Origin of the sequence: Mameliella sp. CS4 (assembly GCF_019392335.1) — a bacterium.
GTDB lineage: Bacteria > Pseudomonadota > Alphaproteobacteria > Rhodobacterales > Rhodobacteraceae > Antarctobacter.
This window is the reverse complement of sequence record NZ_JAHXRQ010000009.1, coordinates 96,847-121,802: the sequence shown is the minus strand read 5'-3', so window position 1 is coordinate 121,802 and position 24,956 is coordinate 96,847. Positions and strand designations below refer to the sequence as shown.

Genomic DNA, 24,956 nt, shown 5'->3' with positions numbered 1-24,956 from the left:
GTATCAGAACCGTCGGCCTCCGGGGTCGGGGGCTCAGTAGTCAGGAAGCAGGTCATGTGGACACCAAAGCCAGAGGTGGACGACATCGTCTCGGAAACGGATCCGCAGGCCGAGGCGATCTACCAGGCCTGCCTGGACCGCATCAACGTGCTCTTCTGGGCGCGCGACTGGGACCAATTGGCCGACTCGATCGCGATTCCCAACCGGATCAGCGCCCCTGACACGGAACGCGTCTTTGCCACGCATGACGAGTGGATTGTCAATGCAAAGGCCGCGCGCGAGACATTTGCCCAGATCGGCGCCACGGAATACCACCGGCTTTGCCGGGCGGCCCGGTTCACCGATGACGCCCGCGCTTTCATCGTCGGCCTGCACGAGACCTATATCCTGCGCGGATCGGCCTTTGCGATCCCCGCGTATCGCGCCTTCATGCACATGCGCCTGTGCGACGACGGCACCTGGCGGTCGCACGGCCTCCATTCCGAACAGCGCGAAACGACCCTGCCGACGATTCACGCCGACCAGATGAAGCCGCTTCCGCGTTGACCGGGCCTCAGACCGGTTTCAGGCCCGCGGCAAAGCGTGCCGCATTGGCCTGGTAGCCAAGGGCGGATTTCTTCAGTCCCTCGATGGCCGCCTCGTCAAGCTGGCGTACCACCTTGCCGGGCATGCCCATCACCAGGCTGCCGTCGGGGATCTCCTTGCCCTCGGTCACAAGCGCGCCCGCGCCGATCAGGCAATTCTTGCCGATCTTCGCGCCGTTGAGGATCGTCGCCCCCATGCCGATCAGCGTGTTGTCCCCGATGGTGCAACCGTGCAGCATGACCTTGTGCCCGATGGTGCAGCCTTTGCCGATCACCAGCGGATAGCCCATGTCGGTATGGCAGACCGTATTCTCCTGCAGGTTCGAGCCCTCGCCCAGGCGGATTTCCTCGTTATCGCCGCGCAGGGTGCAACCGAACCAGACCGAGGATTTCGCCTCCATCACCACCTTCCCGATCAGGTTGGCATCCGGCGCCACCCAGGCGTCTCCGGCAATCTCGGGGGCGATCCCGTCCAATGCGTAAATCGTCATGACAGTTCCTCGAATTCGGTTTGCAGGTGGCGGACGTGCTCGACCAATGCGGGTTGTTGCGACCGCCGCAGGCGGGTTGCTGTGACGATGGTCTTCAACCGGTCAAAGGTCGCGTCCAGGTCATCATTCACCAGCACGAAATCATAGCCGTCCCAATGGCTGATCTCATCCCAGCTTTTCTGCATCCGCTTGGCGATCACATCTGGCGCGTCCTGCCCCCGGGTCACCAACCGGCGATGCAGTTCCTCGATCGACGGCGGCAGAATGAAGACCGACAGCGTATGTTGGCCAAGCGCAGAATTGCGGATCTGCTGCGCGCCCTGCCAGTCGATGTCGAACAGCACGTCACAGCCCTGGCCGATGGCCTCTTCGACGGGCGCACGGGGGCTGCCGTAGAAATTTCCGAACACATGCGCGTGCTCCAGCATCCCCTGTTCGGCGACCGACCGCTTGAAGGCATCTTCGGTCATGAAGTGGTAATGCTCACCGTCCACTTCGCCCGGTCTCGGCGTGCGCGTGGTGGCCGAAACGGAAAACCGCAGGGACGGATCCCAGTCCAATAGCCTGCGCGACAGGGTGGATTTCCCGGCACCCGAAGGCGAAGACAGGATGATGAGCAAGCCGCGGCGGGTCATGTCGGGGGTCATGGTCAGGGTCACTCCACGTTCTGAACCTGCTCGCGCATCTGGTCGATCACCGTCTTCAACGCCAGGCCTGCGCGGGTCAGCCGCGTGTCGCCGGATTTCGAACAGAGCGTGTTGGCCTCGCGGTTGAACTCCTGCATCAGGAAATCGAACTTGCGGCCCACCGCGCCCTTGACCTCCAGCAGCTCACGCGCGGCAGCGATATGGGCGCGCAGCCGGTCGGTCTCTTCGGTGATGTCGGATTTCACCGCGATCAGCGCCAGTTCCTGCGCCAGCCTCGCCTCGTCCACACCATCGGCATTCTCTGTCACGCGGCGCAGCTGATCGCGCAGGCGCTCTGCCTGCTGCGGCTGACGCTCGACCACGGCGGCCTCGGCTTCGTCGACCAGGGTCGTGATTTCGTCCAGTTGCTGGGTCAGAATTCGCGCCAGCGCGGTCCCTTCGGACCGGCGCATGGCGACAAAGCTGTTCAGTGCCATGTCGAAATCCGCCAGCAGAGCGGTGCACAGCGCCCTGGGGTCGGCCTCTGGCACCTCTGCGGTCAGCACGCCGCGCAGGGCCACGATCTCGGCCGCCGTAGAAGGTGCCAGGGACAGGCCCTTGTCCATCGCGTCGCTTTCGATCCGCTGCATGGCCGCCAGAACGGCGGCCAGCTGCGCCTCGTCGATCCGCAGGCCGCCCTCGGTGTCTTCTGCCGCCAGCTTCAGCGAAACCTGGACATTCCCGCGTTTCAGCCGCTCGGCGCAGCGCGACCGAACGCCGGCTTCTAGCCCCTCGATTCCGTCCGGCATACGCAGGCGCAGGTCCAGCCCCTTGCCGTTGACCCCGCGCAATTCCCAGGTCCAGCTGCGGCCAAGTCCCTGGCCGTTCTGGCTGGCGAACCCCGTCATGGATTGCCGCATCTCGCCTCTCCCCTCGTGCTGCCAAAAGGGGTATCGGCAGACGCGCCCGGGCGCAAGCACCCTGCCCGTTCGTTAACCTTCGGTTCAGAATTGGGGCGAATTTGAAGCGAACCTCTGGTAGTAACCTCTGGTAGTAATGAATTCGTAACCTTGATTAAGCAGGCTTGGTGGCAGGGGGCCCCGCCATACTGCACCGAACGACAGGAGCATTGGCATGTTGGGCAAAGGTGGTAGCGGCGAGGACGTCGTTTCGATGACGGATCGGGAAAAGATGCGACGGCTGGCGCCGCTGCGACAGGTCGAGGCGTATTGGCACGGACTATGCGCCCGTGATGCCGTTCCCCTGCGCAGTCAGATCGACCCGCGCGGCATGGAAGACGCGCTGGAAAACGCCTTTCTGATGGAACGGATTGCGCCCACGATGGCCAAGATCCGCGTGGCTGGCACGCATCTCAATGACCTTATGGGTATGCAGATCGCCGGGATGCCGCTGTCCAGCCTCATCGCGCCCACGGACCGCGAGCGGTTCGGCCAGGCAGTGGCGGACCTCTTTGCCGGCCCCTGCATCGTCCGCATCGACCTCACCGCCGAGGGCGGGTTCGGCAAGCCCGACATGGAAGCCAACATGGTGCTTCTGCCGCTGCGCTCGGACTTCGGGGACCAGACCCGTGCGCTGGGCGCACTGGTCACCCACGGACGGATCGGCCGCACCCCGCGCCGTTTCGTATTGCGCCATGTCGAGGTCACGCCGGCCCTGACCGGACAAGATATTGTCCCGGCGGACGACCGCCCCGAGGAACCGGCCCCGGCGCTGCGCGAAGATCCGGCGCGCTTTGAACCGCGCCCGAGCGACCTGCTTGACACCCCTGGCACACCGGTCTCGGAACATGGCCACCTCAAGCTGATCGTCAGCAACGACTGAACACCAACGGAAAAGGTGACGATGGCCCCGACGCCCCCCGGGGTTGCTTTCGTTGCGTTGTCCAGTCCATTGAATTATTTCGCTTTCCTTTAATCCGCTACACCCAGGAAACAGTCTGCACGGCTGTCATTTCAGAACAACCTTGGAGTGAAAATAACTTTAGGAAAATCTCGCATAAACTGTTCATGATGCTCAGAAATCAGGGTTTTGTCCGCGATGACTTACACCAACTCGCGACAGCCTGTTGGAAAAGCGGGGGAAAAGCGCCCTTGCCGAAGACGGTGTTCCCAGCTCCCGGGTGTCCGGCTTGGTGTCGGGAGAGACCAAGACGCAATGTCTGCCCGACCTCTGCGATCACCGGTTCAATTCGGACCCGGGCAAAACCTCGACCGAACAGACCATCCACCTGAGCGCCACAAGAGCGAAACGCCGTCTCAAGATCTGTCAGCAAGACGGTTGTCTTGCCGGATCTCCACAGGCGAGGAAAATGAAAAAGCGCCCCCGCAGGACCCTGCGGGGGCGCTTTTCATTCAGGGGCAAGGCCAGGTCAGGCGCTGGCCGCTTCCTTGGCCTTTTCACGGCGCGCCACCAGTTCCTCGGCCACGAGGAAGGCCAGTTCCAGCGATTGCGAGGCGTTCAGACGCGGGTCGCAGGCGGTGTGGTAGCGATCCGACAGGTCCTCTTCGGTCACTTCGCGCACGCCGCCGGTGCATTCGGTCACGTCGAGGCCGGTCATCTCGAAATGCACGCCGCCCGGGATCGTGCCCTCGGCCTCGTGGACCGAGAAGAACTCGCGCACTTCGCGCAGGATCGAGTCGAAGGGCCGTGTCTTGTAGCCGGTGGCCGACTTGATGACATTGCCGTGCATCGGGTCGCAGACCCATGTCACGTTGGCGCCTTCTTCCTGGACGGCCTTGATGAGACGCGGCAGGTTTTCACCGACCTTGCCGGCGCCGAAACGCGCGATCAGGGTCAGCTTGCCCTCTTCGTTCTTCGGGTTCAGGCGCTGCATCAACACCTTGAGGTCCTCGGCCGTGGTCGTGGGCCCGCATTTCAGCCCGACCGGGTTCAGCACCCCGCGCGCGAATTCCACATGCGCGCCGTCCGGCTGCCGCGTGCGGTCGCCGATCCAGATCATGTGACCCGAGCCCGCCAGCCAGTTGCCGGAGGTCGAGTCCCGGCGGCAGAGCGCCTCTTCGTATTCCAGCAACAGCGCCTCGTGCGAGGTGTAGAATTCCACCGTCGACAGAGTATGCGCCTGGGCGCCGGTCACGCCGGCCGCCTTGATAAAGTCCAGCGTGTCCGAAATCCGTCCCGCCAACTCGCGGTACTTCGACGCCTTCTCACCCTCGGTAAAGCCCAGGGTCCACTGATGCACCTGGTGCACGTCGGCGTAACCGCCGGTCGAAAAGGCCCGCAGCAGGTTCAGCGTCGCCGCAGCCTGCGTGTAGGCGCGCAGCATCTTGGACGGATCGGGAATGCGCGACTCGGGTGTGAAGGCCAGTTCGTTGATGATGTCGCCACGGTAGCTGGGCAGCTCGACCCCATCCTTGACCTCGGTCGGGGCGGAACGCGGCTTGGCGAACTGACCCGCCATGCGGCCCACCTTTACCACCGGCACCTTGGCCCCGTAGGTCAGGACCATTGCCATCTGCAGCATCACCTTGAAGGTGTCCCGGATCGCATCGGCAGAAAACTGGTCAAAGCTCTCGGCGCAATCGCCGCCCTGCAACAGGAAGGCCTCTCCGCGCCCGGCGGCGGCCAGGTGGTTCTTGAGCGTGCGCGCCTCACCGGCAAAGACCAGCGGCGGATACTTGGCCAGCTGCGCCTCGACGGCATGCAGGGCCTCGGCGTCCGTATACTCGGGCATCTGAACCCGCGGTTTCGCACGCCAGTTCGATTTCTGCCACTCGGTCATCTGTTCTCTCCGGTTGATCGTTTTCGAGCGCTAACGGAAAGGCTGTATACTCTGCGCCACTTCGCGTGGCCAGCGGTGTTTTTCGCGACACATCTTGACGCTGACCACCACTTCTGCCCATGTGCTTCGACACAGCTGCGGTCCGGCTGCCGCAGCACGATCAGGAAGGTGGCACCTCATGTTTCCCCCGCCTCAGCGCCAGGTCATCGAACTGGACACGGTTCCGGCCAAGCCCCGCCGTTTCATCTTTGTCCTTCTCGACGATTTCACGCTGCTGTCCTTTGCGGCGGCGCTGGATTGCCTGCGGTTGGCGAACCGGATGTCGCAGAAAAAGCTCTATGAATGGCGCATTGTCGGCGAAGGCGGCGGGACCGCGCGCTGTTCCACCGACACGGTCTTTCAGCTGGACGGCGACCTGGAAGAATTGCACCGCGAAGACGCGATCATGATTTGCGGCGGATCCGACGTGCAAAAGGCGACCTCGAAACGCTTGGTCAGTTGGCTGCGCCGCGAGGCGCGCAAGGGGTTGATGATCGGCGGTCTCTGCACCGCCGCCTACAGCCTGGCCAAGGCCGGGCTGCTGGATGGAAAGCGGGCGACGATCCACTGGGAAAACCAGGACAGTTTCTCGGAGGAGTTCGACGAGGTGGAACTGACCAAGTCGGTCTTTACCATCGACGGCAACCGGCTGACCACGGCCGGCGGCACTTCGTCCATCGACCTCTTCCTGCAGATCATCGCCAATGACCACGGCGAGGAGCTGGCCACGGCGGTGGCCGACCAGCAGATCTATTCCTCGATCCGTACCGACCAGGACACCCAGCGCCTGAGCGTGCCGACCCGTATCGGCGTGCGTCACCCCAAGCTGAGCCAGGTCATCCAGATGATGGAAAGCAACATCGAGGAGCCGATCAGCCCGGCGGTACTGGCCAAGGAGGTCGGCATGTCGACACGCCAACTGGAACGGCTGTTCCGGCGCTACCTCAACCGGTCGCCCAAGCGCTATTACATGGAACTGCGCCTGCAAAAGGCCCGCAACCTGCTGATGCAGACGGAAATGAGCGTGATCAACGTGGCGCTGGCCTGTGGCTTTGCTTCGCCTTCGCATTTTTCCAAATGCTACCGGGCGCATTACAAGACGACACCCTACCGCGAACGCGGGGCCCAGTCCTCGCGCCTGTCAGTGTGATCCGAACCCAGAGACTTCTGCTCCGGCCCGCGCGCCTGACCGATCTGGAGCCATTGCACACGGTGTTTTCGGACCCGCGTGCCATGCGCTACTGGTCGCGCCCTGCACATGAAGACATCACTCAAACCCGGGAAATGCTGCATTTCCTGATGGAGGACAGGCCCGGCCAGGTGGAATTCGCCATCGAATGCGGCGGGCGGTGCATCGGGCGGGCCGGTATTTGGCGGGATGCGGAAATCGGCTATATCCTGCATCCCGGCTACTGGGGGCAAGGGCTGACCTTCGAGGCACTTTCGGCACTGATCCCCGAAATCGCCCGCCGCCGCCCGGACCTCGACCGCCTCACGGCGGAGGTGGACCCGCGCAATACCGGCTCGGTACGGCTGCTGGAGAAACTGGGCTTCACCCTCGTCAGGACAGAAGAAAAGAACTTTCTCTACGGCGGGTGGGAATGGTGCGACAGCGCCTACTACGAACGCACCCTGCCCTGACCCTTTTCACAGGTGTTTCTCAAAGAAAACATCCGGATACGGGTCATCGTTGAAGCGCGGGATCTCCGTCCAGCCGGACCTACGGTAAAAGCCCACCGCCTCTGGCAAGGCACTGTTGGTATCCAACCTCAGCGTCGCGATCCCCAGTGCGCGCGCCTCGTCCTCGATGGCCCGCATCAGAAAGCCCGCCAGCCCCATGCGCCGGGCCGAAGGCGCGACCCAGACCCGTTTGACCTCAGCATACCCTTTGTCGGTGCCTTTCAACCCGGCACAGCCGATGGCCATGCCGTCCAGCACCGCCAGCAGAAAGGCGCCGCGCGGTGGTTCCATGTCGCGTGCTTCGGGATCGGCGGAAAGGCTCACGTCGAACCCAGCGGGAAAGCGGCGGGCCAGTTCGCCGTAATAGGTCGCAAGACAGGCCTGCGCGCGCGGGTCCGACACCGGCACAGGCTGAATCGCGGTGCGGTCGAACCCCAGCGCGGTGGCGACCAGATCCATCGCCTGCAACAGCGCCTCGGGGTGCGGGTGGCGGGACAGGATGGCGCTGGCCTGCTGGTCCGAGAGGGCCTCGTATTCCGCGAATTCCGCCTTGCCAGCCGGGGTCAGGCAGGCGCTTCTGCGGCGCGCATCGCTCTCCGAGGCCGTGACAGTGACCAACCCCTCATCCTCCAGCCCTCGCAAAAGGCGACTCATCAGCCCCGAATCCAGTTTGAGATGCGCCCGGATCTCGGCCACGTCCGACAACCCGTTGCCGATCGCATGCAGGACCCGAGCCGGCCCAAGCGGGCGCCCTCGGCCCAGAAAGGATGAGTCGAGCGCACCAACCTCGGAGGTAACGGCGCGGTGAAAACGGCGGGTGCGGGCAATGGCATTGGTGGTCATGGTGGCCTCGGTCAGAGATATTGCCTGACTTTTGTCAGGCACCCTGCTCGCCGTCCAGACAAAAGACGACGGCCCCGACGTTTGTCCAGGGCCGCCACATCACGAGTCCAGGCAAAACCTCAGCCGCCAGAGGCCGGGACAATCCGGTAAAGCGCACCGTTCCCCACACTCAGGAACCACAGCGCCCCGTCCGGCCCCTGGTCAAGGTCACGCACGCGCAGGGTTTCATCGCTCTCGATCCGCTCGACCTCGGCCAGGGGATCACCCGACAGCCGCGATATATAGTCGAACTTCAACGACCCGATGAAGGCGTTGCCGGACCAGTCGGACACGCTGCCGTCATAAAAGGTCATGCCCGACGGCGCGATGGAGGGATCCCAGAAATAGACAGGTTGGGCCATGCCGTCTTTCTGCGTACCTTCGCCGATCTTGCTGCCATTGTAGTTGACCCCGTAGGAAATCACCGGCCAGCCATAGTTCGTGCCCGCCGTGACCCGGTTCACCTCGTCTCCGCCACGGGCCCCATGTTCCACGGCCCAGAGCTGTCCCGTTCCGTCCAGCGCCGCGCCCTGCGGGTTGCGATGGCCATAGGACCAGATTTCGGGCCGGGCGCCCTCTGTATCTACAAAGGGGTTGCCCGGCGCGGGGGCGCCATCCCGGGTGATGCGCAGAACAGAGCCATTGTGCATCGACAGGTCCTGCGCCTTGGGCCCGTCGCCCCGGTCACCAATGGTGACAAAGAGGTGCCCGTCCTCGGCCTCGACCAGGCGCGACCCGAAATGCCGCCCGCCGCGCGTACCCTCGGCGATTTCAAAGATGGTTTCGCCATCCTCCAACCGGGTGCCATCCTCGGACAGGCGGGCCTTGAACACGGCGGTTCCGGCGCCCCGCCCCTGTTTGCGGGCATAGGTAAAGAACACTTCGCGGCTGGTGTCGAAATCACGCGGCACCATGACGTCCAGCAAGCCACCCTGCCCGCTGTCCACGACCTCCGGTGTGCCTTCGACGACCTGCGACCCGCCATCGCGGATCAGCAGCAGCCGCCCGGCGCGTTCCGTCACAAGAATCCCGCCGTCCGGCAGAAAGTCGAAGGCCCAGGGAATGTCCAACCCCTCGACCACGGGCAGGATCTCCATCGGTCCGGCCTCTGTCTGGATCGGCGAGGCCTGCACGGCGCCGCACAGGCCGATGACACCGCCCGCCAGAACAGCCACCAGTGAATTCCGTTTCATCGCGCTCCTCCTTTTGCCCGGGATCTGACCCCCCGAATGACCATTTGGTTCCACCATGCCGGAAAGCCAGACTGACTTGGCGTCCGGGCCCCCGAGTTCAACGCGAGGGGCCTTTTCTTTTCGGAAAACGATGCTTAGGCTCGCCTCAGGACATCAAGATCCAACATGGGAGTTATCAAATGAAGAAATTGCTGATGGCCACGACGGCTGCCGCTCTGACCGCTTCGGCCGCCTATGCCGAAAGCCACGCGAGCGAAGCCAAGATCGGTATCATCCTCGGTTTCACTGGTCCGATCGAATCCATCACCCCGGCAATGGCGGATGCCGCCGAACTGGCGATTTCCGAGGTCAACGACTCGGGCAAGTTCCTGGACGGCGTGACGCTGGCCCCGTCGCGCGCGGACTCGACCTGCATCGACGCAGCCGCCGCCACCGCCGCAGCGGAACGCCTGGTCTCCGAAGGTGTCGCTGGCATCATGGGCGCTGACTGTTCCGGCGTGACCGGCGCGATCCTGTCGAACGTGGCCGTGCCGAACGGTATCCCGATGGTGTCGCCCTCGGCGACCTCGCCCGCCCTGTCGACCGCCGAAGACAACGGCCTGTTCTTCCGCACTGCGCCTTCGGACGCACGCCAGGGCGCCGTCATCGCGGAAATCCTCGCGGAGAAGGGCATCACCGAGGTTGCGGTGACCTACACCAACAACGACTACGGCAAGGGCCTTGCGGATGCCTTCGCCTCGGCCTTCGACGGCACCGTGACGCTGTCGGCGCCGCATGACGACGGCAAGGCCGACTACTCGGCAGAGATCGGCGCGCTGGCCTCGGCCGGTGGCCAGGCACTCATGGTCTTCGGCTACACCGACCAGGGCGGCAAGGGCATCATCCAGGCCTCCTACGACACCGGTGCATTCGACACCTACGTGATGGCGGACGGCATGTTCGGCTCGAACCTGTTCTCGGAACTCTCCGACGCGCTCGAAGGCTCCTACGGCACCGTGCCCTGGGCGACCGGCGCAGGCGCAGAGGCCTTTGAAACGATCACCGCTGCCGCTGGCGTCGATCCGACCAGCTCGTTCACCCGCGAATCCTATGACGGTGCTGCGCTGATGGCGCTGGCGATGATGAAGGGCGGCGCCGCCACCTCCGAGGCGATCGCTGCCAACCTGCTGGACGTGGCAAACGCCCCGGGCGAGCCGATCCTGCCGGGTGAACTGGCGAAGGCGCTGGAAATCCTCGCCGATGGCGGTGAAATCGACTATGTCGGCGCCTCGGGTGTCGAACTGATCGGCCCGGGTGAAGCCGCCGGGACCTACCGCCACTACACCATCACCGATGGTGCGGCGGAAACCGTCGAGTTCAAGTAACCGACACCATGCAAGAGAGCAGCTGGGCCAGGCCCCGCTGCTCTTCCTGCTTTACGGCGGTGCCGTGCGCGGCGCCGCCTTTCGGGGGCTATCCAATTGATAAAGGTGGACAACCTGCACCGGCATTTCGGTGCCTTCCGGGCCGTCGACGGCGCCTCACTTGAAATTGCCACGGGATCTATCACCGGGCTGGTGGGGCCGAACGGCGCGGGCAAGACGACGCTCTTCAACGTGATCGCAGGCGCCCTGCCGCCGACCAGCGGCACCGTCACCATGGATGGAGAGGACATCACCGGCCTGCCGCCGCACGAGCTGTTCCACAAGGGTCTGCTGCGCACCTTCCAGATCGCGCATGAATTCCACTCGATGACCTGCCGCGAGAACCTGATGATGGTGCCGGGCGAACAATCGGGCGAAACGCTCTGGAACACCTGGTTCGGCCGCAAGCGCATCGCAGACGAGGAACGCGCCCTGCGCGCCAAGGCCGACGAAGTCCTTGATTTCCTGACCATCTCTCATCTGGCCGACCATCCAGCGGGCGCGGTGTCCGGCGGGCAGAAAAAGCTGCTGGAACTGGGCCGGACCATGATGGTCGATGCCAAGATCGTCTTCCTGGACGAGGTCGGAGCGGGTGTGAACCGGACGCTTCTCAACACCATCGCGGACACGATCGTAAGGCTCAACAAGGAGCGCGACTATACCTTCTGCGTGATCGAACACGACATGGATTTCATCGGCCGCATCTGTGACCCGGTCATCGTCATGGCCGAGGGCAAGAAGCTGGCCGAGGGCACACTGGACGAGATCAAGGCCAACGAGCATGTGATCGAGGCCTACCTGGGCACCGGGCTCAAGAACAAAGACCAGGTGGCAACGGTATGAGCGACAATCCCTATCAGAACGACCGCGGCAACCACGACGCCTCGATCACCAAGCAGGGCCCGCGGAGCGAGATCGACCCGACCCGCCGCTCGGGCCCGATGTCGGATGCGCCCGGCGGGCCTTTCCTGATCGGCGACACGATGACCGGCGGTTACGGCAAGGGGCCGGACATCCTGCACGACTGCACCATCGCCGTCGACAAGGGCGAGATCGCCGTCATCGTCGGCCCCAATGGCGCCGGCAAGTCGACCGCGATGAAGGCGGTGTTCGGGATGCTGGACGTCCGCTCGGGCGCGGTGCGGCTGGACGGGCACGACATCACCCAGCTGACCCCGCAGGACCGGGTGGCACAGGGCATGGGGTTCGTCCCCCAGACCTCGAATATCTTCACCTCGATGACCGTCGAGGAAAACTTGGAGATGGGCGCCTTTATCCGGCTGGACGATTTCCGCAGCACGATGGAACAGGTCTATGAGCTGTTCCCGATCCTCAAGGAAAAGCGCCGCCAGCCGGCGGGGGAACTGTCGGGCGGTCAGCGGCAACAGGTGGCCGTGGGCCGCGCGTTGATGACCCAGCCCAAGGTTCTGATGCTGGATGAACCCACCGCCGGCGTCAGCCCCATCGTGATGGACGAACTTTTTGACCGCATCATCGAGGTGGCCCGCACCGGCATTTCCATCCTCATGGTGGAACAGAATGCGCGCCAGGCGCTGGAGATCGCCGACAAGGGCTATGTCCTTGTACAGGGAAGCAACGCCTATACCGGGACGGGCAAGGAACTGTTGGCCGATCCCGAAGTGCGCAAGAGCTTTCTGGGGGGCTGAGGCGATGCGGCCCGTCACCCAGGCGGCCCTGTGGTCACTGGCCTTCCCGGCGGTCCACGGACCGGCTCATGCGGCAGTGGAGACCTACGACTGCGCGCTCAGCCGGGACGGAACGCGCATGGACCTGCGGTTTGACCTCGACCCGGCGAGCTTTGCACCGCCGGTCGATGCTGCCGAACCTCCGCGCCGTCGCGTCAGCCGGGTCCGCATGGAGGGCACCGAGATCGAGGCCGAGGCGATCATGGGTCAGGACGGCGCGCGCGGGTTCTGGGCCTCGGCGCAGGGCCTTTTGATGACGGTGTCGCCGGATGGCACGGCCCGCATGAGCGATCACGGGGAACGCCCTTGGCAGGGCCAATGCAAGGAGATCGGGTGATGCAGAAGCTGGGACTGGCCCTTGGGTTGGCAGGATGCGGGGGCGCGGCCCTGGCCGATATCATCGAGACCCCCGGCGCGTCGCTGATGTCCTGCAGTTACACCGTGGAATGCCTTGACGAAGAGGCCTGCACCTTTGCGCAGTTCGGACATGACGTCGACCTGCCCAAGCAGATGCCCGGCGAGGCCGAACTGGTGCTGGGCACCGGCCCGGCCAAAGGCACCGCCCGGGTGGTGAACGGCGTGCTGGTGATTTTTGCGCATGACGGAAACGGCAGCTACCTGCTCAGCCAGACCCCCGATGGGCTGGCCAAGCTGAGCGTGCAGTTCGCCGATCCGCTGACCGTCGTGACCTATCACGGCGAATGCGTGGTGACCGGGTGACCCCGCAGGGCGCCACAAAGAACATGACAAGAGCCGCCGGGCCAACCGCGCGGCCGACCAACGAGGGCAACGACTGATGGATTTTCTCAACGCCATCGTGGCGCTATCCAATTTCGTGCTCATCCCCGCGATGGCCTATGGCAGCCAACTGGCTCTGGGCGCGCTGGGGGTGACGCTGATCTATGGCATCCTACGGTTTTCGAATTTCGCACATGGCGACACGATGGCCTTTGGCACAATGGTGGTGATCCTGTTCACCTGGCTGTTCCAGTCCTGGGGGATCAACCTCGGGCCACTGCCAACCGCGCTTCTGGCCATACCCTTCGGCATCGCGGGCACCGCGGCGCTGGTTCTGATCACCGACCGGGGCATCTACCGCTTTTACAGGGGGCAAAAGGCCAAACCCGTGGTCTTTGTGATTGTCTCGATCGGGGTGATGTTCATCTACAACGGGCTGACCCGCTTTATCCTGGGCGCCGATGACCAGCGCTTTGCCGATGGCGAGCGGTTCATCATCAACGCGCGTGAGTTCAAGGAGATGACCGGTCTGGACGAAGGGCTGGGCATCAAGACCACGCAGGGGCTGACCGTGGTGACGGCTGTGATCGTCGTGGCGCTGCTGTTCTGGTTCCTGAACCGCACCCGCACCGGCAAGTCCATGCGTGCCTATTCCGACAACGAGGACCTGGCCCTGCTCTCGGGGATCAACCCGGAACGGGTCGTCATGGTGACATGGCTGATCGTGGCCGCGCTGATCACGGTGGCGGGCACGCTTTACGGTCTCGACAAGAGCTACAAACCCTTCACCTATTTCCAGCTTCTGCTGCCGATCTTCGCCTCGGCCATCGTGGGCGGTTTGGGCAGCCCGCTGGGCGCCATCGCGGGCGGTTTCGTCATCGCCTTTTCCGAGGTGGCGATCACCTATGCCTGGAAAAAGGTGCTGGTCTATCTGATGCCCGAGGCGCTTGAGCCTTCCGGCCTCGTTCAACTCATGGCCACGGAATACAAGTTCGCGGTCAGCTTCATGATCCTCGTGGTGGTGCTGCTGTTTAAGCCCACGGGCCTGTTCAAGGGGAAATCGGTATGAGCCCGTCGATCCGTACACTCACGCTTTTTGCGCTTGTCGCGCTGCTGATCATCGGCACCGGGGTCATTCAGGGCTGGGACCTTGCGCTTGTGATCCTGAACATGGGACTGGTCAGCGCGATCATGTCCCTTGGGGTGAACCTGCAATGGGGCATTGCCGGTCTGTTCAACGTCGGTGTCATGGGCTTTGTCGCACTGGGCGGCATGGCGGTGGTCCTGGCCTCCGTCGATCCGGTGGGAGAGGCCTGGGCGGCGGGCGGCGCCCGTGCGATCCTGGCGCTTGTCCTGGGGGCCGCGACCATTGTCGCCACCGTCCTGGCCTGGAAGAAGACCCGGAACCGCTGGCTGACCGCTGCCATCTTGATCGCCGGTTTCGTGATCTACCGCATGGTGCGGGATCCGGGCGTCGACGCCATCGAGGCGGTCAACCCGGCGGGCACCGGCTTTCTCGGCGGGCTTGGCCTGCCGGTGGTGATCGGCTGGATGGTCGGTGGCCTGCTGGCCGCCGGTGCGGCCTGGATCATCGGCAAGACAGCCCTTGGCTTGCGCTCGGACTATCTGGCGATTGCGACACTGGGCATCTCCGAGATCATAATCGCGATCATGAAGAACGAGGAATGGCTGACCCGCGGCGTCAAGAACGTCACCGGCCTGCCCCGCCCGATGCCCGACGCCATTGACCTGCAAAACGATCCGGGATTTGTCGAGCGCGCCGCAAACCTGGGGTTCGATCCCACAGCCGCCTCGACGCTCTATATCAAGATCGGCTACGGGCTGATGTTCGCCGCCGTTCTGATCATCCTGCTTGTGCTGGCGCAGCTGGCGCTGAACTCTCCCTGGGGCCGCATGATGCGCGCCATCCGCGACAATGAGACCTCGGCCCGCGCGATGGGCAAGGACGTCACCTTCCGCCACCTGCAGGTCTTTATCCTCGGCTCGGCCATCTGCGGCATCGCAGGTGCCATGATGACGACGCTGGACGGCCAGTTGATTCCGACGTCCTACCAGCCGCTGCGCTATACCTTCCTGATCTGGGTGATGGTGATCGTCGGCGGATCCGGCAACAACCTGGGCGCGGTGCTGGGCGGCTTCCTGATCTGGTTCCTCTGGGTCCAGGTCGAGGTTCTGGGTCCCGGCTTCATGACCTGGGTCACCGGGGCGTTGCCGGACGACTCGGGCCTCAAGGAGCACCTGCTGGACAGCGTGCAGCACATGCGCCTGCTGACGATGGGGGTAATCCTGCTGCTGGTCCTGCGCTTCTCGCCGCGCGGATTGCTGCCGGAACGCTGAAGCGCCTTATCCGTCGGAAAAAGGGCCCGTGCCAGCCTGGCGCGGGCCTTTCCTTTTGCCGCAACGTCACACGGCCCCAATGCTAAAGTCGTAGGACCTGCGGCAGCCTGCCCCCTTCCACACCGTCACGAAAAAGATACATTTTTAATGCGGTGGACACGAAGGAGTGACCAATATGGACTGGCACGAGCTTTCAGCCAACTGGGACAGCATGTTCGGCCGTCTCAAACGCCGTTTCCCCGGGATCGACCGCGCCCGCCTCTCCGAGGCGCCCCGGGATCGCCGGGTTCTGACCCATCATATCGCGGACATGCATGAATTGACCCTGCACGAGGCGCGGGATGCCTTGGAGGAATTCATGGATCGCGAGGATCTGGCGCGACGGGCCAGCGAACTCGAAAGCCGCTGAGGCGGGTCAGGCCAGCGACGTCACCCAAAGGATCGTGGCATCCTCGGGCGAGACCGAGATCACGTTGTGCCCCATCGTGGCGTCGTAATAGGCGCTGTCGCCACGTTTCATCTCGATGGGTTCGTAGAACTCGGTATAGAGCGTGATGACCCCGGTCAGGACAAAGAGGAACTCCTCGCCGTCGTGACGCACCCAGCCGTCGAACTCTTCCATCCGGCGCGCGCGGACGCGGGCACGGTACGGCAGCATCTTTTTCCGGGTCAGCGTCTCGGCCAGCAGGTCGTGTTCATAGGTGGCTGTCGCATGGCTTTGCCCCTCACCCGATCGGGTCACGACCATGCGGCCATTGACCTTGTCCTGCTGCGGCGGCGTAAACAGCTGCGGCACGGTGATTTCCAGCCCCACGGCCAGTTTCTTGAGCGCGTCGTAGGTGGGCGACATCTGCCCGTTCTCGATCTTCGACAAGGTGGACCGTGCCAGACCGGCCTGCCGCGCCGCCTGCTCCAGCGTCCAGTTGCGCTCTTTGCGCAGGTCGCGCACGCGCCGTCCCAGGTCGAGCGGCTCGGCCTGGGGTGTTTCGCCACTATCACGGGCGATGCTGATGAGGGACTTCGGATCTCGCGACATGGGGTTCTGCTATAGGCTGCGGCCCCTTCTTGTGCAAGCGCCCCTCTTGCAGGTCCCAGCGCTGCGGTCTAGGCGATGACACATGACCCTGGATGCCTCGCTTTTCGACGAGGGGCGCTTTGCCCCCTGCCCCGCCCCCTTCAACCTGGCCGCGCATGTGCTGGCGGCGGGGAACGCCACGCCGGACAAGATCGCCCTCTCGGTGGTCAAGCCTTCGGGCGCACAGCGCTGGTCCTATGGACGGTTGATCGCGGCGGTGCGCGGGACCGCGACCGGCCTCTTGCAGGCCGGAATGGAACCGGGGGACATCCTGCTGATGCGGCTGGGAAACACGGTGGACTTCCCGATTGCCTACCTCGGCGCGATCGCGGCGGGCATCGTCCCGGTGCCCACATCTTCGCAGCTGACTGCGCCGGAAGTGACCAAGATCATTGCCCATCTTGCACCAAAGGCCGTTCTTCGTGCCGAAACCGTCCCCTGTCCTGAAACTGATCTGCCGGTCTTCGGCCCGGAGACCTACGAGAGCTGGCACGATCTGCCCCCCGCGGACTACCAGATGGGCGACCCGGACCGGCTGGCCTATATCATTTACACCTCGGGCACATCCGGCACGCCGCGCGCGGTAGGCCATGCCCATCGCGCGATCTGGGCGCGGCAGATGATGATGGACGGCTGGTACGCTCTGCGCCCCGAGGACAGGCTGCTGCACGCGGGTGCCTTCAACTGGACCTACACGCTGGGCACCGGGCTGATGGACCCCTGGACCAGGGGCGCCACGGCGCTGATCCCGGCGGCGGGCACTGATCCGGCGCAACTGGCGCTGTTGATGAAACGCTTTGAGGCGACGATCTTTGCCGCCGCGCCGGGTGTCTTTCGTCAGGTGCTGAAATTCCCGGTGCCCGAGATGCCGGCCCTGCGCCACACCCTCGCCGCCGGAGAAAAACTCTCCGAGGCGCTGCGCGACCGCTGGCGCGAGGCCACGGGTACCGAGATTTACGAGGCCTACGGCATGTCGGAATGTTCGACCTTCATTTCCTCGGCGCCTGGACGACCGGCCCTGCCCGACACGCTGGGCCGGCCCCAGCCGGGCCGCCGCGTGGCGATCCTGGACGAGGACGGCGCGCCCACGGCGTTGAATACCGAAGGCACCATCGCCATCGACCGTCACGATCCCGGCCTGATGCTGCGCTATGTCGGCGCGCCCGAGGCCACGGAGGCCAAGTTTCAAGGGGACTGGTACTTGACCGGCGACCGGGGGGCGATGGATGCCGAAGGCCACATCACCTACCTGGGCCGCGACGATGACATGATGAACGCCGGCGGCTACCGCGTCTCACCGCTGGAGGTCGAGGCGGCGCTTGCCGGTCTGCCCGGTGTGATCGAACTGGCGGTCACGGATATCGCGGTCAAGGAAGACGTGCGCATCGTCGCCGCCTTCTACACCGCCGAGGCGGAGCTGGACGAAGAGGCGCTGAAGGCCGCAGCCGCCGAACGGCTGGCCCGCTACAAGTGCCCGCGCACCTTCATCCGCATCGACGGGTTGCCGCGCAACCCGAACGGAAAATTGCAACGCAAGGCGCTCAAGGATCACGTCCTGAACGGCTAAGGGCAATCGCCCCGGCCGGACAACCCGTGTATGCAAGAGCCCAGGGAGGCTATCATGATCCAGCTCGACATCTTCTCCGACCCGATCTGCCCCTGGTGCTACATCGGCAAGGCCTACCTTGACCGTGCACTGGAGGCGAACCCGGACCACCCGTTCCAGATCCGCTGGCTGCCTTTCATGCTGAACCCGGACATGCCCGCCGCGGGCATGGACCGTCGCGCCTACCTTGAGGGCAAGTTTGGCGGACAGGACGGCGCGGTGCAGGCCTATCTTCCGGTCGAGGACAATGCCGCCAAGGCCGGTCTGACCCTGCATCTGGACCGGATCGAAAAGACGCCGAACACCATCGACGCGCACCGGCTGATCCACTGGGCCGGGATCGAGGGGTGTCAGACGCCCATCGTCTCGGCGCTGTTCCGCGCCTATTTCGTCGAGGGACGCGACATCGGCGATGCCGAGGTGCTGGCCGACGTGGCTGACAGTTACGGCATGGACGCCAGTCTGGTGCTGCGCCTGCTGGCCTCGGACGAGGACCGGCGCGAGATCGTCGAACGCGACGCGGCGGCGCGCGGCATGGGCGTCAACTCGGTGCCGACCTTCATCGTCGCGGGCCAGCACGCGGTCCCCGGGGCACAGCCGCCAGAACTGTGGAACCGGGTCATCGAAGAACTGCGCACGGGCGCCGATCCAAAAGAATGACCCGGCTACGCTTTCTGACACTGGTGTTGACGCTGGTGGCGATCATCGCCTCCGGTACGGTCTTTTTCCGGCTGGTCGAAGGCTGGTCCTGGCTCGACTCCTATTTCTTTTCGGTCGTCACACTATCAACGGTGGGATATGGCGAGCTGGTGCCTCAGACGCCTGCGGGCAAGATCGGCACGACGGTCTTTATCCTGGTGGGGCTGGGCATTTTTGCCGTGGCGATCCAGCAATTCGGTGTCTTTGCCATGCGCAAGCGCGAGGAGCACACCGAATGGTTGATCGCACGGCTGGGCAGCGAAGCGGGCCCGGCCAACCGCGATGACTCTCCCGATGGCACTGAAAAGGCGCCAAAAGACCGGTAAACTCCCGCTCCGGGTGCATGAACGGCCTCACGGATGTGCGCCAGATCACAGAACTTGCGCTTTAAAACGGGGTCTGTTCGGATATAGATGCGTGTTCGAGAAAGGGTTTTCCGTCCCTTTTTCCCGTGTCCCGAGGTTTCCATGTCAAGTCTTCCAAGTAGAGGCGAATTCATCGCCATCGTTGCGATGCTCTTTGCCAGTATCGCCTTTTCCATCGACGCCATGCTGCCCGCCTTTCCGGAATTGACGGCAGAATTCTCGCCCGACGATCCGAACCGGGTGCCACTGATCGTGACCGTTTTCGTGTTGGGCATGGGCCTGGGCACCTTCTTTACCGGGCCGCTGTCGGATGCTTTCGGGCGCAAGACCGTGGTCCTTGGGACGGCTGCGCTTTACATTCTTTCCGCCCTCGGGGCCCTGTTGGCGCATAGCCTGGAAATGCTGCTGGTCGCGCGCTTTATGCAGGGGGTTGGCGCCGCCGGACCCCGGGTCGTGGCGCTGGCCATCGTGCGTGATCTCTATGCCGGACGGGCGATGGCACGGATCATGTCCTTTGTCATGGTCATCTTCACCATCGTTCCCGCGCTGGCGCCGACTCTGGGCGCCGGCCTCATCTGGATCGGTGGTTGGCACGCGGTGTTCTGGGCTTTTGCGATCTTCGCCACGCTGTCCAGCGGCTGGCTGGCCTTGCGCCTGCCGGAAACGCTTGCCCCAGAGGATCGGCGCCCCTTCCGCTTTACGGCGCTGAGCGACGCACTGCGCGAAATGGTATCTCACCAGGTCGTCCGGCAAGCCATGATCGCCCAGATGCTGTGCTTTGGGGTGCTGGTTGTGATGATCTCGAACATCCAGCCAATCTATGACGTCTTCTTTGACCGGGCGGGGAGTTTTCCCCTGTGGTTCGGCGGAATCGCCATCATCTCTGCCTCGGCCAGCCTGTTGAACGCGGCCCTCGTGATGAAGTTGGGCATGCGCAAGATGGTGACAATCGTCCTGGTGGTCGAGGTCATTCTCAGCGCGGCGATGACGCTGGTCCTGCTTGGCGGCGTCGAGGGCACCGCGCTCTTTGCCTGCTTTGTGCTCTGGCAGACCTCGATCTTTTTCATGGTCGGGCTGACGATGGGCAATCTCAACGCCCTTGGGATGGAGCCGATGGGCCATATCGCCGGGCTGGCCGCCTCGGTCATGGGCTCGCTCGGTACGATCGGAGCCGTCATCCTTGCGGTGCCGGTCGGACTGGCCTTTGACGGAACGCCCTTGCCGGTGGTCGCCGGGACTCTGGTCTTTCTTGTCGGGGCGCTCTGGATCATGTGCCGCATGGCCAGCCGCGAAGAGATGCAACAACCGGCCGAATAGGTCGCCACACGATCTGATCGCCGTCCGATTGGGCGGCGATCCCGCGCCGTCCCGGGCTCTCACGACGATTTCCCCTTTCCCTTCCCACCGGGCATTGGTTCCCTTGCCGTTGATCGGCTAGAGAGGCAGGGAACTGCCGCCAGCCAGCATGGGAATCGTAGGATGACGAAGATCAAGGTCGACAACCCGATCGTCGAGATGGACGGGGACGAGATGACCCGCATCATGTGGGACTTCATCAAGCAAAAGCTGATCCTGCCCTATCTCGACCTCGACCTGCTGTACTACGACCTCGGCATCGAGGAACGCGACCGGACCGATGACCAGATCACCATCGACGCCGCGGAAAAGACCAAGGAAGTCGGCGTGGCCGTCAAATGCGCCACGATCACCCCGGACGAACAGCGCGTCGAGGAATTCGGGCTGAAAAAGATGTGGAAATCGCCCAATGGGACGATCCGCAACATCCTGGGCGGCGTGGTGTTCCGCCAGCCGATCATCTGCCGCAACGTACCGCGCCTTGTGCCCGGCTGGACGTCTCCTATCGTGGTCGGGCGCCATGCCTTCGGCGACCAGTACAAGGCGACCGATTTCCATTTCCCCGGCGCCGGCAAGCTGACCATGAAGTGGGAAGGCGCCGATGGCGAGGTGATCGAACGCGAGGTCTATGACGCGCCGGACGCGGGCGTTTACATGGGCATGTACAACCAGGATGCCTCGATCCGCGACTTTGCCCGCGCCTCGCTGAACTACGGTCTGAACCTTGGCTGGCCGGTCTACCTCTCGACCAAGAACACGATCCTCAAGGCCTATGACGGCCGGTTCAAGGATCTCTTCCAAGAAATCTACGAGGCCGAGTTCGAGGAGAAGTTCAAGGAAAAGGGCATCTGGTACGAACACCGGCTGATCGACGACATGGTGGCCTGTGCCCTGAAATGGAACGGAAAATTCGTCTGGGCCTGCAAGAACTACGACGGAGACGTGCAGTCGGACACCGTCGCGCAAGGCTTTGGCAGCCTCGGCATGATGACCAGTCAGCTGATGACGCCCGATGGCAAGATCGTCGAGGCCGAGGCGGCGCATGGCACCGTCACCCGCCATTACCGCCAGCATCAGGCCGGGCAGTCGACCTCGACCAACTCGATCGCCTCGATCTACGCCTGGACCGGAGGGCTGAAGCATCGCGCCAAGCTGGACCAGAACGTCGCCTTGCGCGCATTTGCCGAAACGCTGGAACGCGTCATCGTCGAGACGGTCGAGGCCGGGCACATGACCAAGGACCTGGCGCTGCTGGTCGGTCCCGATCAGGGCTGGCTGACCACGATGGGCTTCCTTGAAAAGATCGACGAGAACCTGAACAAGGCATTGGCCGGGTGATACCCGATTGATGGCCAAGTCGCGCGGGCGCAGGAGGTTCTGCGCCCGTCGCGTTTGCCACGGGTGGGGCTTGCGGGCTTTGGGCAGTCGTGACCCATCTGCCCCCGCCGACCGTCCGGTCTGTTCGTGGGCACCTGCAGGATGGTCCCGATCAAACACCGACGCGACCGCGACATCGCCTGATCCTGACTTTCAGCAAGACCAAACCCATCAAACTGTTGCGATTTCAATCGGTTAATCGAACACCCTCACTCATTGATCTAACCTAATCCCCTATCCAAAGGCCCATCCAGGTGGCAAAAGGGTTGCACCGCTGCTGCACCCGTCTCCGTCAAACCCATCGTCGGCTTGGAAAAAACCGCCCCAAGGGGCTATGTCTTGGAGTGCTGCCACGCGACAGGTTCCGGAGACCCTTATGAAATCTGCTCTTCTTTCCCGTTCCCTCCTGCCCGCGCTTCTTGCCTGCGCTGCTGTTGTGCCCGACGCCGGGCAAGCGGGTGAGATCACCTCACAGCCTGGCGCCCATTTCAATTGCGCGGCGACCCTCTCGGGAGAGATCCTGCCCGGCGACCTCGCTAAGATCCGGGCGCTGGATCCGCGCAGCTTTGGCAACGGAGAGCGCCCGCTCTGCCTGGACAGTTCCGGCGGATCGTTTGGGGAAAGCCTGAAGATCGCGGATTTCCTGCATGAGCGTGGCATTCCCACCGCCGTCGATGACGGGGCGGAATGCCTGAACGCCTGCGCGCTGGTCCTGCTGGGCGGCAGCCGGCTGACACGCGATGACGGCCCGGTGCCCAACAAGCGGATGCACCTGAACGCGACGCTGGCCTTTGGCAGCCCGGCACAATCGCTGGCGGAACAGGACTACGCCGCCCAGGATGTCTCTGCGGTCTATGGCTCGGCCCTGCAGGCCGCCAGCCAACTGACGGCGCGGCTGGACCGGCTGAACATGCCCGCCGATTTCGCGGCACAGGTTCTGGCGCTGACGGACAGCGACATGCTGGTGGTGGACCGGGTCGATCAGGCGCGGGCCCTGGGCCTGCAACTCGAAGGGTTCGAGGCCCCGAGCAGTCTCAGCGACACGATGGTGACACGGTCCTGCATCCGCACGAACCGGGATTTCGATCCCGATGTGACCAGCCCCGGACGGTCTGTCTATGACCATCGCGTGTTGCGCGAACAGGGCGCGACGGCGCATCGCAAGGCGACCTACGTGGTCGAGGCCATCATCGACGGGGTTCCGTCCTGGCTGGGTTGCCAGGTCGAGCTGAACACCGCCCCGCCCGCCGACGGCACAACCGCCGCCGCCCTGCGCCTGCGCACCAGTGCCGACTGGACCGCCGGCGGCAACCCGACGCTCTTTCAGGTGCAAAAGGCGCTGTTGCCGCGGGACTGGACCGGCGTCCCCTTCCGCGATTTCTGGAAGTTGATCCCGGAAAACCAGACCCTGGCCGAGGCGCGCAAGATGACGGCGCCCGACGCCAGTTCCTCGATTATCGTGGCGCCCGTGCGCAACCTGCCGGCAACCACCCTGGGCACCGAAAACGTCCTTGGCCTGCTCTTCGACGACCGGACGGAAGTCCAGAACCGACTGACGCTGCTGGGGTTCGATACGCGCGGCGCGGACGGAATCTTTGGCCCCGGCACCCGGGACGCGTTGCGCGAGTGGCAGCGGAGCAACGGGCTGCAACCGACAGGTTTCCTGGATGGTGCGCAACTGGACATGCTGAACCGCCAGAGCGACTCGCTCTATGCCGTCTTTGCCGAGGAACAGCGGCGCGAGGAAGAAGAACAGGATCGGCTGCGCAACGCCCCTGCCCCGGTCTTCAACCCGCCGGCCTCGGCCACGGCGCCCGCCCCCGAACCACAGGGCCAGCGCGTGCGCGTCTGCCAGCGCACGGTCTTTGGCGAGCTGGTGAACTGCCGGATCGAATTCCGCTGACCTAATGACCCAAAACGAGAAACGCGCGGCGACCAGAGGTCGCCGCGCGCCGTTGACATGCCCCGGGGACAGGGACATGTCTCACGCCGATCAGGCGTCGTCGGCCGGGATCAGCCCGCCAGCGCGAGCCGTTTCCAGCTCTTCCGCGCTCAGCAGACCATCGCCATCGGCGTCTGCCTGGGTATAGTCGTCCTGCGAGACATCCGGGTACATGACCTGCACCTCTTCCAGCGACACCAGGCCGTCACCGTCTGTGTCGAGCGCCATGTCGCCCTCCATGTCCTGGGCAAAAGCCGGAAGGGTGAACAGGGCCAGAGCGGCGCCGGTCAGGATCTGCGTTTTCATTGTCTTTCCTCCATGAGTGGTTGATTGGAAGTGAGCCGAACATGGGGCGGTTTTTTCCGCGCTGCGAGAGCTTGCGGTCCGGCCCCGAAAACACGCGGCGATCTGCCAGAAAAGGTGCTTCGCACAGGCGGACCTCGGCCAGTGCGAGAGCACGCGCGGGACCCCGCAAACGGCGCATACCCATTCTGGCGTGACACCGCCGAAGAGGCTGGCCCGGGGCCATTGGCGGGAACCTGCCCGCGCCGGAATCATGGAAAAGAAAGGGGGCGTCCCTTTGGGGAAGGGACGCCCCGAGTTTCGCGTACAAGGCTCATCTGATTCACCGCCCGTGTCTTTTCTGCCTGCGGCCTTGTCAGCGTCTGGGACCAGCGCACCGGCCCCGGAACGGATGGTGGGACGGGACTCCCTGACCACCCTAACCACGCGGGATCACTGGCAACGTGGCCCCGCATCACCCCCCCCAGGGGTGTCTCGTCAGGCGCTCCGCCGATCCTCGACCGGCAGGGCGCCAAGCGTCCGGAAATAGGCAATGCCCGTGGTCATGTCGAAGCGGTGGACCGTCAGGTCAAAGCTGCTGCCGTCATGGGCGATGGCCCTCACGGGCGCCTCGCTGCGCATTGCCGTCCCGATGAACCGCGTTGGCATCGCAAAGGACCCGGCGCCGCGGTGATCCGGACCGTCCGGGATCACGTTGACCGTGAGGGTCATGGGATCGCTGAGAATGCCATCCCATTCGAGCACGCAGTCCATCTTGAAGGACGCCATCGTTC

The 24,956-nt window shown here is 64.0% G+C and carries 27 protein-coding genes; 18 read left to right on the top strand and 9 right to left on the bottom strand.

What is annotated here, in order from left to right; all coding sequences use genetic code 11:
• The first annotated feature begins 54 nt into the window (after positions 1-54).
• Positions 55-546, top strand: a complete 492-nt coding sequence (locus KZZ07_RS12975) for a hypothetical protein (protein ID WP_219514650.1) — start codon at positions 55-57, stop codon at positions 544-546.
• A gap of 7 nt (positions 547-553) precedes the next feature.
• Here the strand turns inward: KZZ07_RS12975 and KZZ07_RS12970 are convergent, their stop codons facing one another.
• From KZZ07_RS12970 to KZZ07_RS12960, 3 genes are read right to left on the bottom strand one after another with little or no spacing between them, the layout of a single operon-like run.
• Positions 554-1,075 carry a gamma carbonic anhydrase family protein gene (locus KZZ07_RS12970; protein ID WP_219514649.1) on the bottom strand — a complete coding sequence of 174 codons (522 nt, stop codon included), beginning with the start codon at positions 1,073-1,075 and terminating at the stop codon, positions 554-556.
• Positions 1,072-1,722 (bottom strand): guanylate kinase, encoded by a 651-nt coding sequence (gene gmk, locus KZZ07_RS12965; RefSeq protein ID WP_370631152.1) that lies wholly within the window; start codon positions 1,720-1,722, stop codon positions 1,072-1,074. Before gmk ends, KZZ07_RS12970 begins: the two co-directional genes overlap by 4 nt.
• A gap of 8 nt (positions 1,723-1,730) precedes the next feature.
• The gene (locus KZZ07_RS12960) at positions 1,731-2,621 is read right to left on the bottom strand and encodes a YicC/YloC family endoribonuclease (protein ID WP_255564321.1); all 891 of its coding nucleotides are present in this window, start codon (positions 2,619-2,621) and stop codon (positions 1,731-1,733) included.
• Positions 2,622-2,835: 214 nt separating this feature from the next.
• Here KZZ07_RS12960 and KZZ07_RS12955 point away from each other — a divergent pair, with 214 nt between their 5' ends.
• Complete coding sequence (locus KZZ07_RS12955) at positions 2,836-3,543, top strand: PAS domain-containing protein (RefSeq protein WP_219514648.1); 708 nt, start codon at positions 2,836-2,838, stop codon at positions 3,541-3,543.
• A 547-nt stretch (positions 3,544-4,090) separates the two neighbouring features.
• Here KZZ07_RS12955 and KZZ07_RS12950 read toward each other — a convergent pair.
• A complete protein-coding gene (locus KZZ07_RS12950; protein ID WP_219514647.1) occupies positions 4,091-5,461 on the bottom strand; it encodes a class II 3-deoxy-7-phosphoheptulonate synthase in 1,371 nt (456 codons plus the stop codon).
• Between the two features lie 178 nt (positions 5,462-5,639).
• Here KZZ07_RS12950 and KZZ07_RS12945 point away from each other — a divergent pair, with 178 nt between their 5' ends.
• Positions 5,640-6,650, top strand: a complete 1,011-nt coding sequence (locus KZZ07_RS12945; RefSeq protein WP_219514646.1) for a GlxA family transcriptional regulator — start codon at positions 5,640-5,642, stop codon at positions 6,648-6,650.
• Positions 6,578-7,141 (top strand): GNAT family N-acetyltransferase, encoded by a 564-nt coding sequence (locus tag KZZ07_RS12940; protein ID WP_255564320.1) that lies wholly within the window; start codon positions 6,578-6,580, stop codon positions 7,139-7,141. The genes KZZ07_RS12945 and KZZ07_RS12940 overlap by 73 nt, the downstream gene beginning before the upstream one ends.
• Before the next feature lie 6 nt (positions 7,142-7,147).
• Here the strand turns inward: KZZ07_RS12940 and KZZ07_RS12935 are convergent, their stop codons facing one another.
• Positions 7,148-8,023 carry a bifunctional helix-turn-helix transcriptional regulator/GNAT family N-acetyltransferase gene (locus KZZ07_RS12935; RefSeq protein ID WP_219514644.1) on the bottom strand — a complete coding sequence of 292 codons (876 nt, stop codon included), beginning with the start codon at positions 8,021-8,023 and terminating at the stop codon, positions 7,148-7,150.
• 119 nt (positions 8,024-8,142) lie between these two features.
• Positions 8,143-9,255, bottom strand: a complete 1,113-nt coding sequence (locus KZZ07_RS12930) for a PQQ-dependent sugar dehydrogenase (RefSeq protein ID WP_219514643.1) — start codon at positions 9,253-9,255, stop codon at positions 8,143-8,145.
• 179 nt (positions 9,256-9,434) lie between these two features.
• Between KZZ07_RS12930 and KZZ07_RS12925 the strand changes: the two genes are divergently transcribed.
• The 8 genes from KZZ07_RS12925 to KZZ07_RS12890 all read left to right on the top strand — a co-directional run bounded on the left by KZZ07_RS12925 (position 9,435) and on the right by KZZ07_RS12890 (position 15,869).
• Positions 9,435-10,619 carry an ABC transporter substrate-binding protein gene (locus KZZ07_RS12925; protein WP_219514641.1) on the top strand — a complete coding sequence of 395 codons (1,185 nt, stop codon included), beginning with the start codon at positions 9,435-9,437 and terminating at the stop codon, positions 10,617-10,619.
• A gap of 96 nt (positions 10,620-10,715) precedes the next feature.
• A complete protein-coding gene (locus tag KZZ07_RS12920) occupies positions 10,716-11,501 on the top strand; it encodes an ABC transporter ATP-binding protein (protein WP_219514639.1) in 786 nt (261 codons plus the stop codon).
• Positions 11,498-12,325 (top strand): ABC transporter ATP-binding protein, encoded by an 828-nt coding sequence (locus tag KZZ07_RS12915; RefSeq protein ID WP_219514636.1) that lies wholly within the window; start codon positions 11,498-11,500, stop codon positions 12,323-12,325. The genes KZZ07_RS12920 and KZZ07_RS12915 overlap by 4 nt, the downstream gene beginning before the upstream one ends.
• Before the next feature lie 4 nt (positions 12,326-12,329).
• Complete coding sequence (locus KZZ07_RS12910; RefSeq protein ID WP_219514634.1) at positions 12,330-12,701, top strand: hypothetical protein; 372 nt, start codon at positions 12,330-12,332, stop codon at positions 12,699-12,701.
• Complete coding sequence (locus KZZ07_RS12905; RefSeq protein WP_219514632.1) at positions 12,701-13,084, top strand: hypothetical protein; 384 nt, start codon at positions 12,701-12,703, stop codon at positions 13,082-13,084. The genes KZZ07_RS12910 and KZZ07_RS12905 overlap by 1 nt, the downstream gene beginning before the upstream one ends.
• Before the next feature lie 76 nt (positions 13,085-13,160).
• Positions 13,161-14,171, top strand: coding sequence for a branched-chain amino acid ABC transporter permease (locus KZZ07_RS12900; protein ID WP_219514631.1), 1,011 nt, complete (start codon positions 13,161-13,163; stop codon positions 14,169-14,171).
• Positions 14,168-15,460 (top strand): branched-chain amino acid ABC transporter permease, encoded by a 1,293-nt coding sequence (locus KZZ07_RS12895; protein WP_219514630.1) that lies wholly within the window; start codon positions 14,168-14,170, stop codon positions 15,458-15,460. Before KZZ07_RS12900 ends, KZZ07_RS12895 begins: the two co-directional genes overlap by 4 nt.
• 175 nt (positions 15,461-15,635) lie before the next feature.
• A complete protein-coding gene (locus tag KZZ07_RS12890; protein ID WP_219514628.1) occupies positions 15,636-15,869 on the top strand; it encodes a hypothetical protein in 234 nt (77 codons plus the stop codon).
• A gap of 6 nt (positions 15,870-15,875) precedes the next feature.
• Here KZZ07_RS12890 and KZZ07_RS12885 read toward each other — a convergent pair whose 3' ends face one another.
• Positions 15,876-16,496: a helix-turn-helix domain-containing protein gene (locus KZZ07_RS12885; protein ID WP_219514627.1), complete on the bottom strand. Its 621-nt coding sequence runs from the start codon at positions 16,494-16,496 to the stop codon at positions 15,876-15,878.
• Between the two features lie 82 nt (positions 16,497-16,578).
• On the opposite strand from KZZ07_RS12885, the gene KZZ07_RS12880 reads away from it, so the two are divergent.
• From KZZ07_RS12880 to KZZ07_RS12855, 6 genes are all read left to right on the top strand, one after another.
• Entirely contained in the window at positions 16,579-18,102 is a 1,524-nt protein-coding gene (locus KZZ07_RS12880) for a class I adenylate-forming enzyme family protein (RefSeq protein ID WP_219514626.1), read from the top strand.
• Between the two features lie 54 nt (positions 18,103-18,156).
• Positions 18,157-18,801, top strand: a complete 645-nt coding sequence (locus KZZ07_RS12875; protein ID WP_219514625.1) for a DsbA family oxidoreductase — start codon at positions 18,157-18,159, stop codon at positions 18,799-18,801.
• Positions 18,798-19,166, top strand: a complete 369-nt coding sequence (locus tag KZZ07_RS12870) for a potassium channel family protein (RefSeq protein ID WP_219514624.1) — start codon at positions 18,798-18,800, stop codon at positions 19,164-19,166. The genes KZZ07_RS12875 and KZZ07_RS12870 overlap by 4 nt, the downstream gene beginning before the upstream one ends.
• A 141-nt stretch (positions 19,167-19,307) precedes the next feature.
• Positions 19,308-20,522, top strand: coding sequence for a multidrug effflux MFS transporter (locus KZZ07_RS12865; RefSeq protein ID WP_219514623.1), 1,215 nt, complete (start codon positions 19,308-19,310; stop codon positions 20,520-20,522).
• A 162-nt stretch (positions 20,523-20,684) separates the two neighbouring features.
• Positions 20,685-21,899 (top strand): NADP-dependent isocitrate dehydrogenase, encoded by a 1,215-nt coding sequence (locus KZZ07_RS12860; RefSeq protein WP_219514622.1) that lies wholly within the window; start codon positions 20,685-20,687, stop codon positions 21,897-21,899.
• Positions 21,900-22,314: 415 nt separating this feature from the next.
• Positions 22,315-23,841, top strand: coding sequence for a peptidoglycan-binding protein (locus KZZ07_RS12855; RefSeq protein WP_255564319.1), 1,527 nt, complete (start codon positions 22,315-22,317; stop codon positions 23,839-23,841).
• Between the two features lie 90 nt (positions 23,842-23,931).
• Here KZZ07_RS12855 and KZZ07_RS12850 read toward each other — a convergent pair whose 3' ends face one another.
• Both KZZ07_RS12850 and KZZ07_RS12845 read right to left on the bottom strand, forming a co-directional pair.
• Positions 23,932-24,186: an EF-hand domain-containing protein gene (locus tag KZZ07_RS12850; protein WP_219514621.1), complete on the bottom strand. Its 255-nt coding sequence runs from the start codon at positions 24,184-24,186 to the stop codon at positions 23,932-23,934.
• A gap of 474 nt (positions 24,187-24,660) precedes the next feature.
• On the bottom strand, positions 24,661-24,951 hold the full coding sequence (locus tag KZZ07_RS12845; protein WP_219514619.1) for a hypothetical protein: 291 nt from the start codon (positions 24,949-24,951) through the stop codon (positions 24,661-24,663).
• Between the last annotated feature and the right edge of the window lie 5 nt (positions 24,952-24,956).

Coding starts and splice junctions, on each gene's coding strand:
- KZZ07_RS12975 (WP_219514650.1), top strand. CDS start 55: ATGTGGACACCAAAGCCAGAGGTGGACGACATCGTCTCGGAAACGGAT.
- KZZ07_RS12970 (WP_219514649.1), bottom strand. CDS start 1,075: ATGACGATTTACGCATTGGACGGGATCGCCCCCGAGATTGCCGGAGAC.
- gmk (WP_370631152.1), bottom strand. CDS start 1,722: ATGACCCCCGACATGACCCGCCGCGGCTTGCTCATCATCCTGTCTTCG.
- KZZ07_RS12960 (WP_255564321.1), bottom strand. CDS start 2,621: ATGCGGCAATCCATGACGGGGTTCGCCAGCCAGAACGGCCAGGGACTT.
- KZZ07_RS12955 (WP_219514648.1), top strand. CDS start 2,836: ATGTTGGGCAAAGGTGGTAGCGGCGAGGACGTCGTTTCGATGACGGAT.
- KZZ07_RS12950 (WP_219514647.1), bottom strand. CDS start 5,461: ATGACCGAGTGGCAGAAATCGAACTGGCGTGCGAAACCGCGGGTTCAG.
- KZZ07_RS12945 (WP_219514646.1), top strand. CDS start 5,640: ATGTTTCCCCCGCCTCAGCGCCAGGTCATCGAACTGGACACGGTTCCG.
- KZZ07_RS12940 (WP_255564320.1), top strand. CDS start 6,578: ATGCTACCGGGCGCATTACAAGACGACACCCTACCGCGAACGCGGGGC.
- KZZ07_RS12935 (WP_219514644.1), bottom strand. CDS start 8,023: ATGACCACCAATGCCATTGCCCGCACCCGCCGTTTTCACCGCGCCGTT.
- KZZ07_RS12930 (WP_219514643.1), bottom strand. CDS start 9,255: ATGAAACGGAATTCACTGGTGGCTGTTCTGGCGGGCGGTGTCATCGGC.
- KZZ07_RS12925 (WP_219514641.1), top strand. CDS start 9,435: ATGAAGAAATTGCTGATGGCCACGACGGCTGCCGCTCTGACCGCTTCG.
- KZZ07_RS12915 (WP_219514636.1), top strand. CDS start 11,498: ATGAGCGACAATCCCTATCAGAACGACCGCGGCAACCACGACGCCTCG.
- KZZ07_RS12910 (WP_219514634.1), top strand. CDS start 12,330: ATGCGGCCCGTCACCCAGGCGGCCCTGTGGTCACTGGCCTTCCCGGCG.
- KZZ07_RS12905 (WP_219514632.1), top strand. CDS start 12,701: ATGCAGAAGCTGGGACTGGCCCTTGGGTTGGCAGGATGCGGGGGCGCG.
- KZZ07_RS12900 (WP_219514631.1), top strand. CDS start 13,161: ATGGATTTTCTCAACGCCATCGTGGCGCTATCCAATTTCGTGCTCATC.
- KZZ07_RS12895 (WP_219514630.1), top strand. CDS start 14,168: ATGAGCCCGTCGATCCGTACACTCACGCTTTTTGCGCTTGTCGCGCTG.
- KZZ07_RS12890 (WP_219514628.1), top strand. CDS start 15,636: ATGGACTGGCACGAGCTTTCAGCCAACTGGGACAGCATGTTCGGCCGT.
- KZZ07_RS12885 (WP_219514627.1), bottom strand. CDS start 16,496: ATGTCGCGAGATCCGAAGTCCCTCATCAGCATCGCCCGTGATAGTGGC.
- KZZ07_RS12880 (WP_219514626.1), top strand. CDS start 16,579: ATGACCCTGGATGCCTCGCTTTTCGACGAGGGGCGCTTTGCCCCCTGC.
- KZZ07_RS12875 (WP_219514625.1), top strand. CDS start 18,157: ATGATCCAGCTCGACATCTTCTCCGACCCGATCTGCCCCTGGTGCTAC.
- KZZ07_RS12870 (WP_219514624.1), top strand. CDS start 18,798: ATGACCCGGCTACGCTTTCTGACACTGGTGTTGACGCTGGTGGCGATC.
- KZZ07_RS12865 (WP_219514623.1), top strand. CDS start 19,308: ATGTCAAGTCTTCCAAGTAGAGGCGAATTCATCGCCATCGTTGCGATG.
- KZZ07_RS12860 (WP_219514622.1), top strand. CDS start 20,685: ATGACGAAGATCAAGGTCGACAACCCGATCGTCGAGATGGACGGGGAC.
- KZZ07_RS12855 (WP_255564319.1), top strand. CDS start 22,315: ATGAAATCTGCTCTTCTTTCCCGTTCCCTCCTGCCCGCGCTTCTTGCC.
- KZZ07_RS12850 (WP_219514621.1), bottom strand. CDS start 24,186: ATGAAAACGCAGATCCTGACCGGCGCCGCTCTGGCCCTGTTCACCCTT.
- KZZ07_RS12845 (WP_219514619.1), bottom strand. CDS start 24,951: ATGGCGTCCTTCAAGATGGACTGCGTGCTCGAATGGGATGGCATTCTC.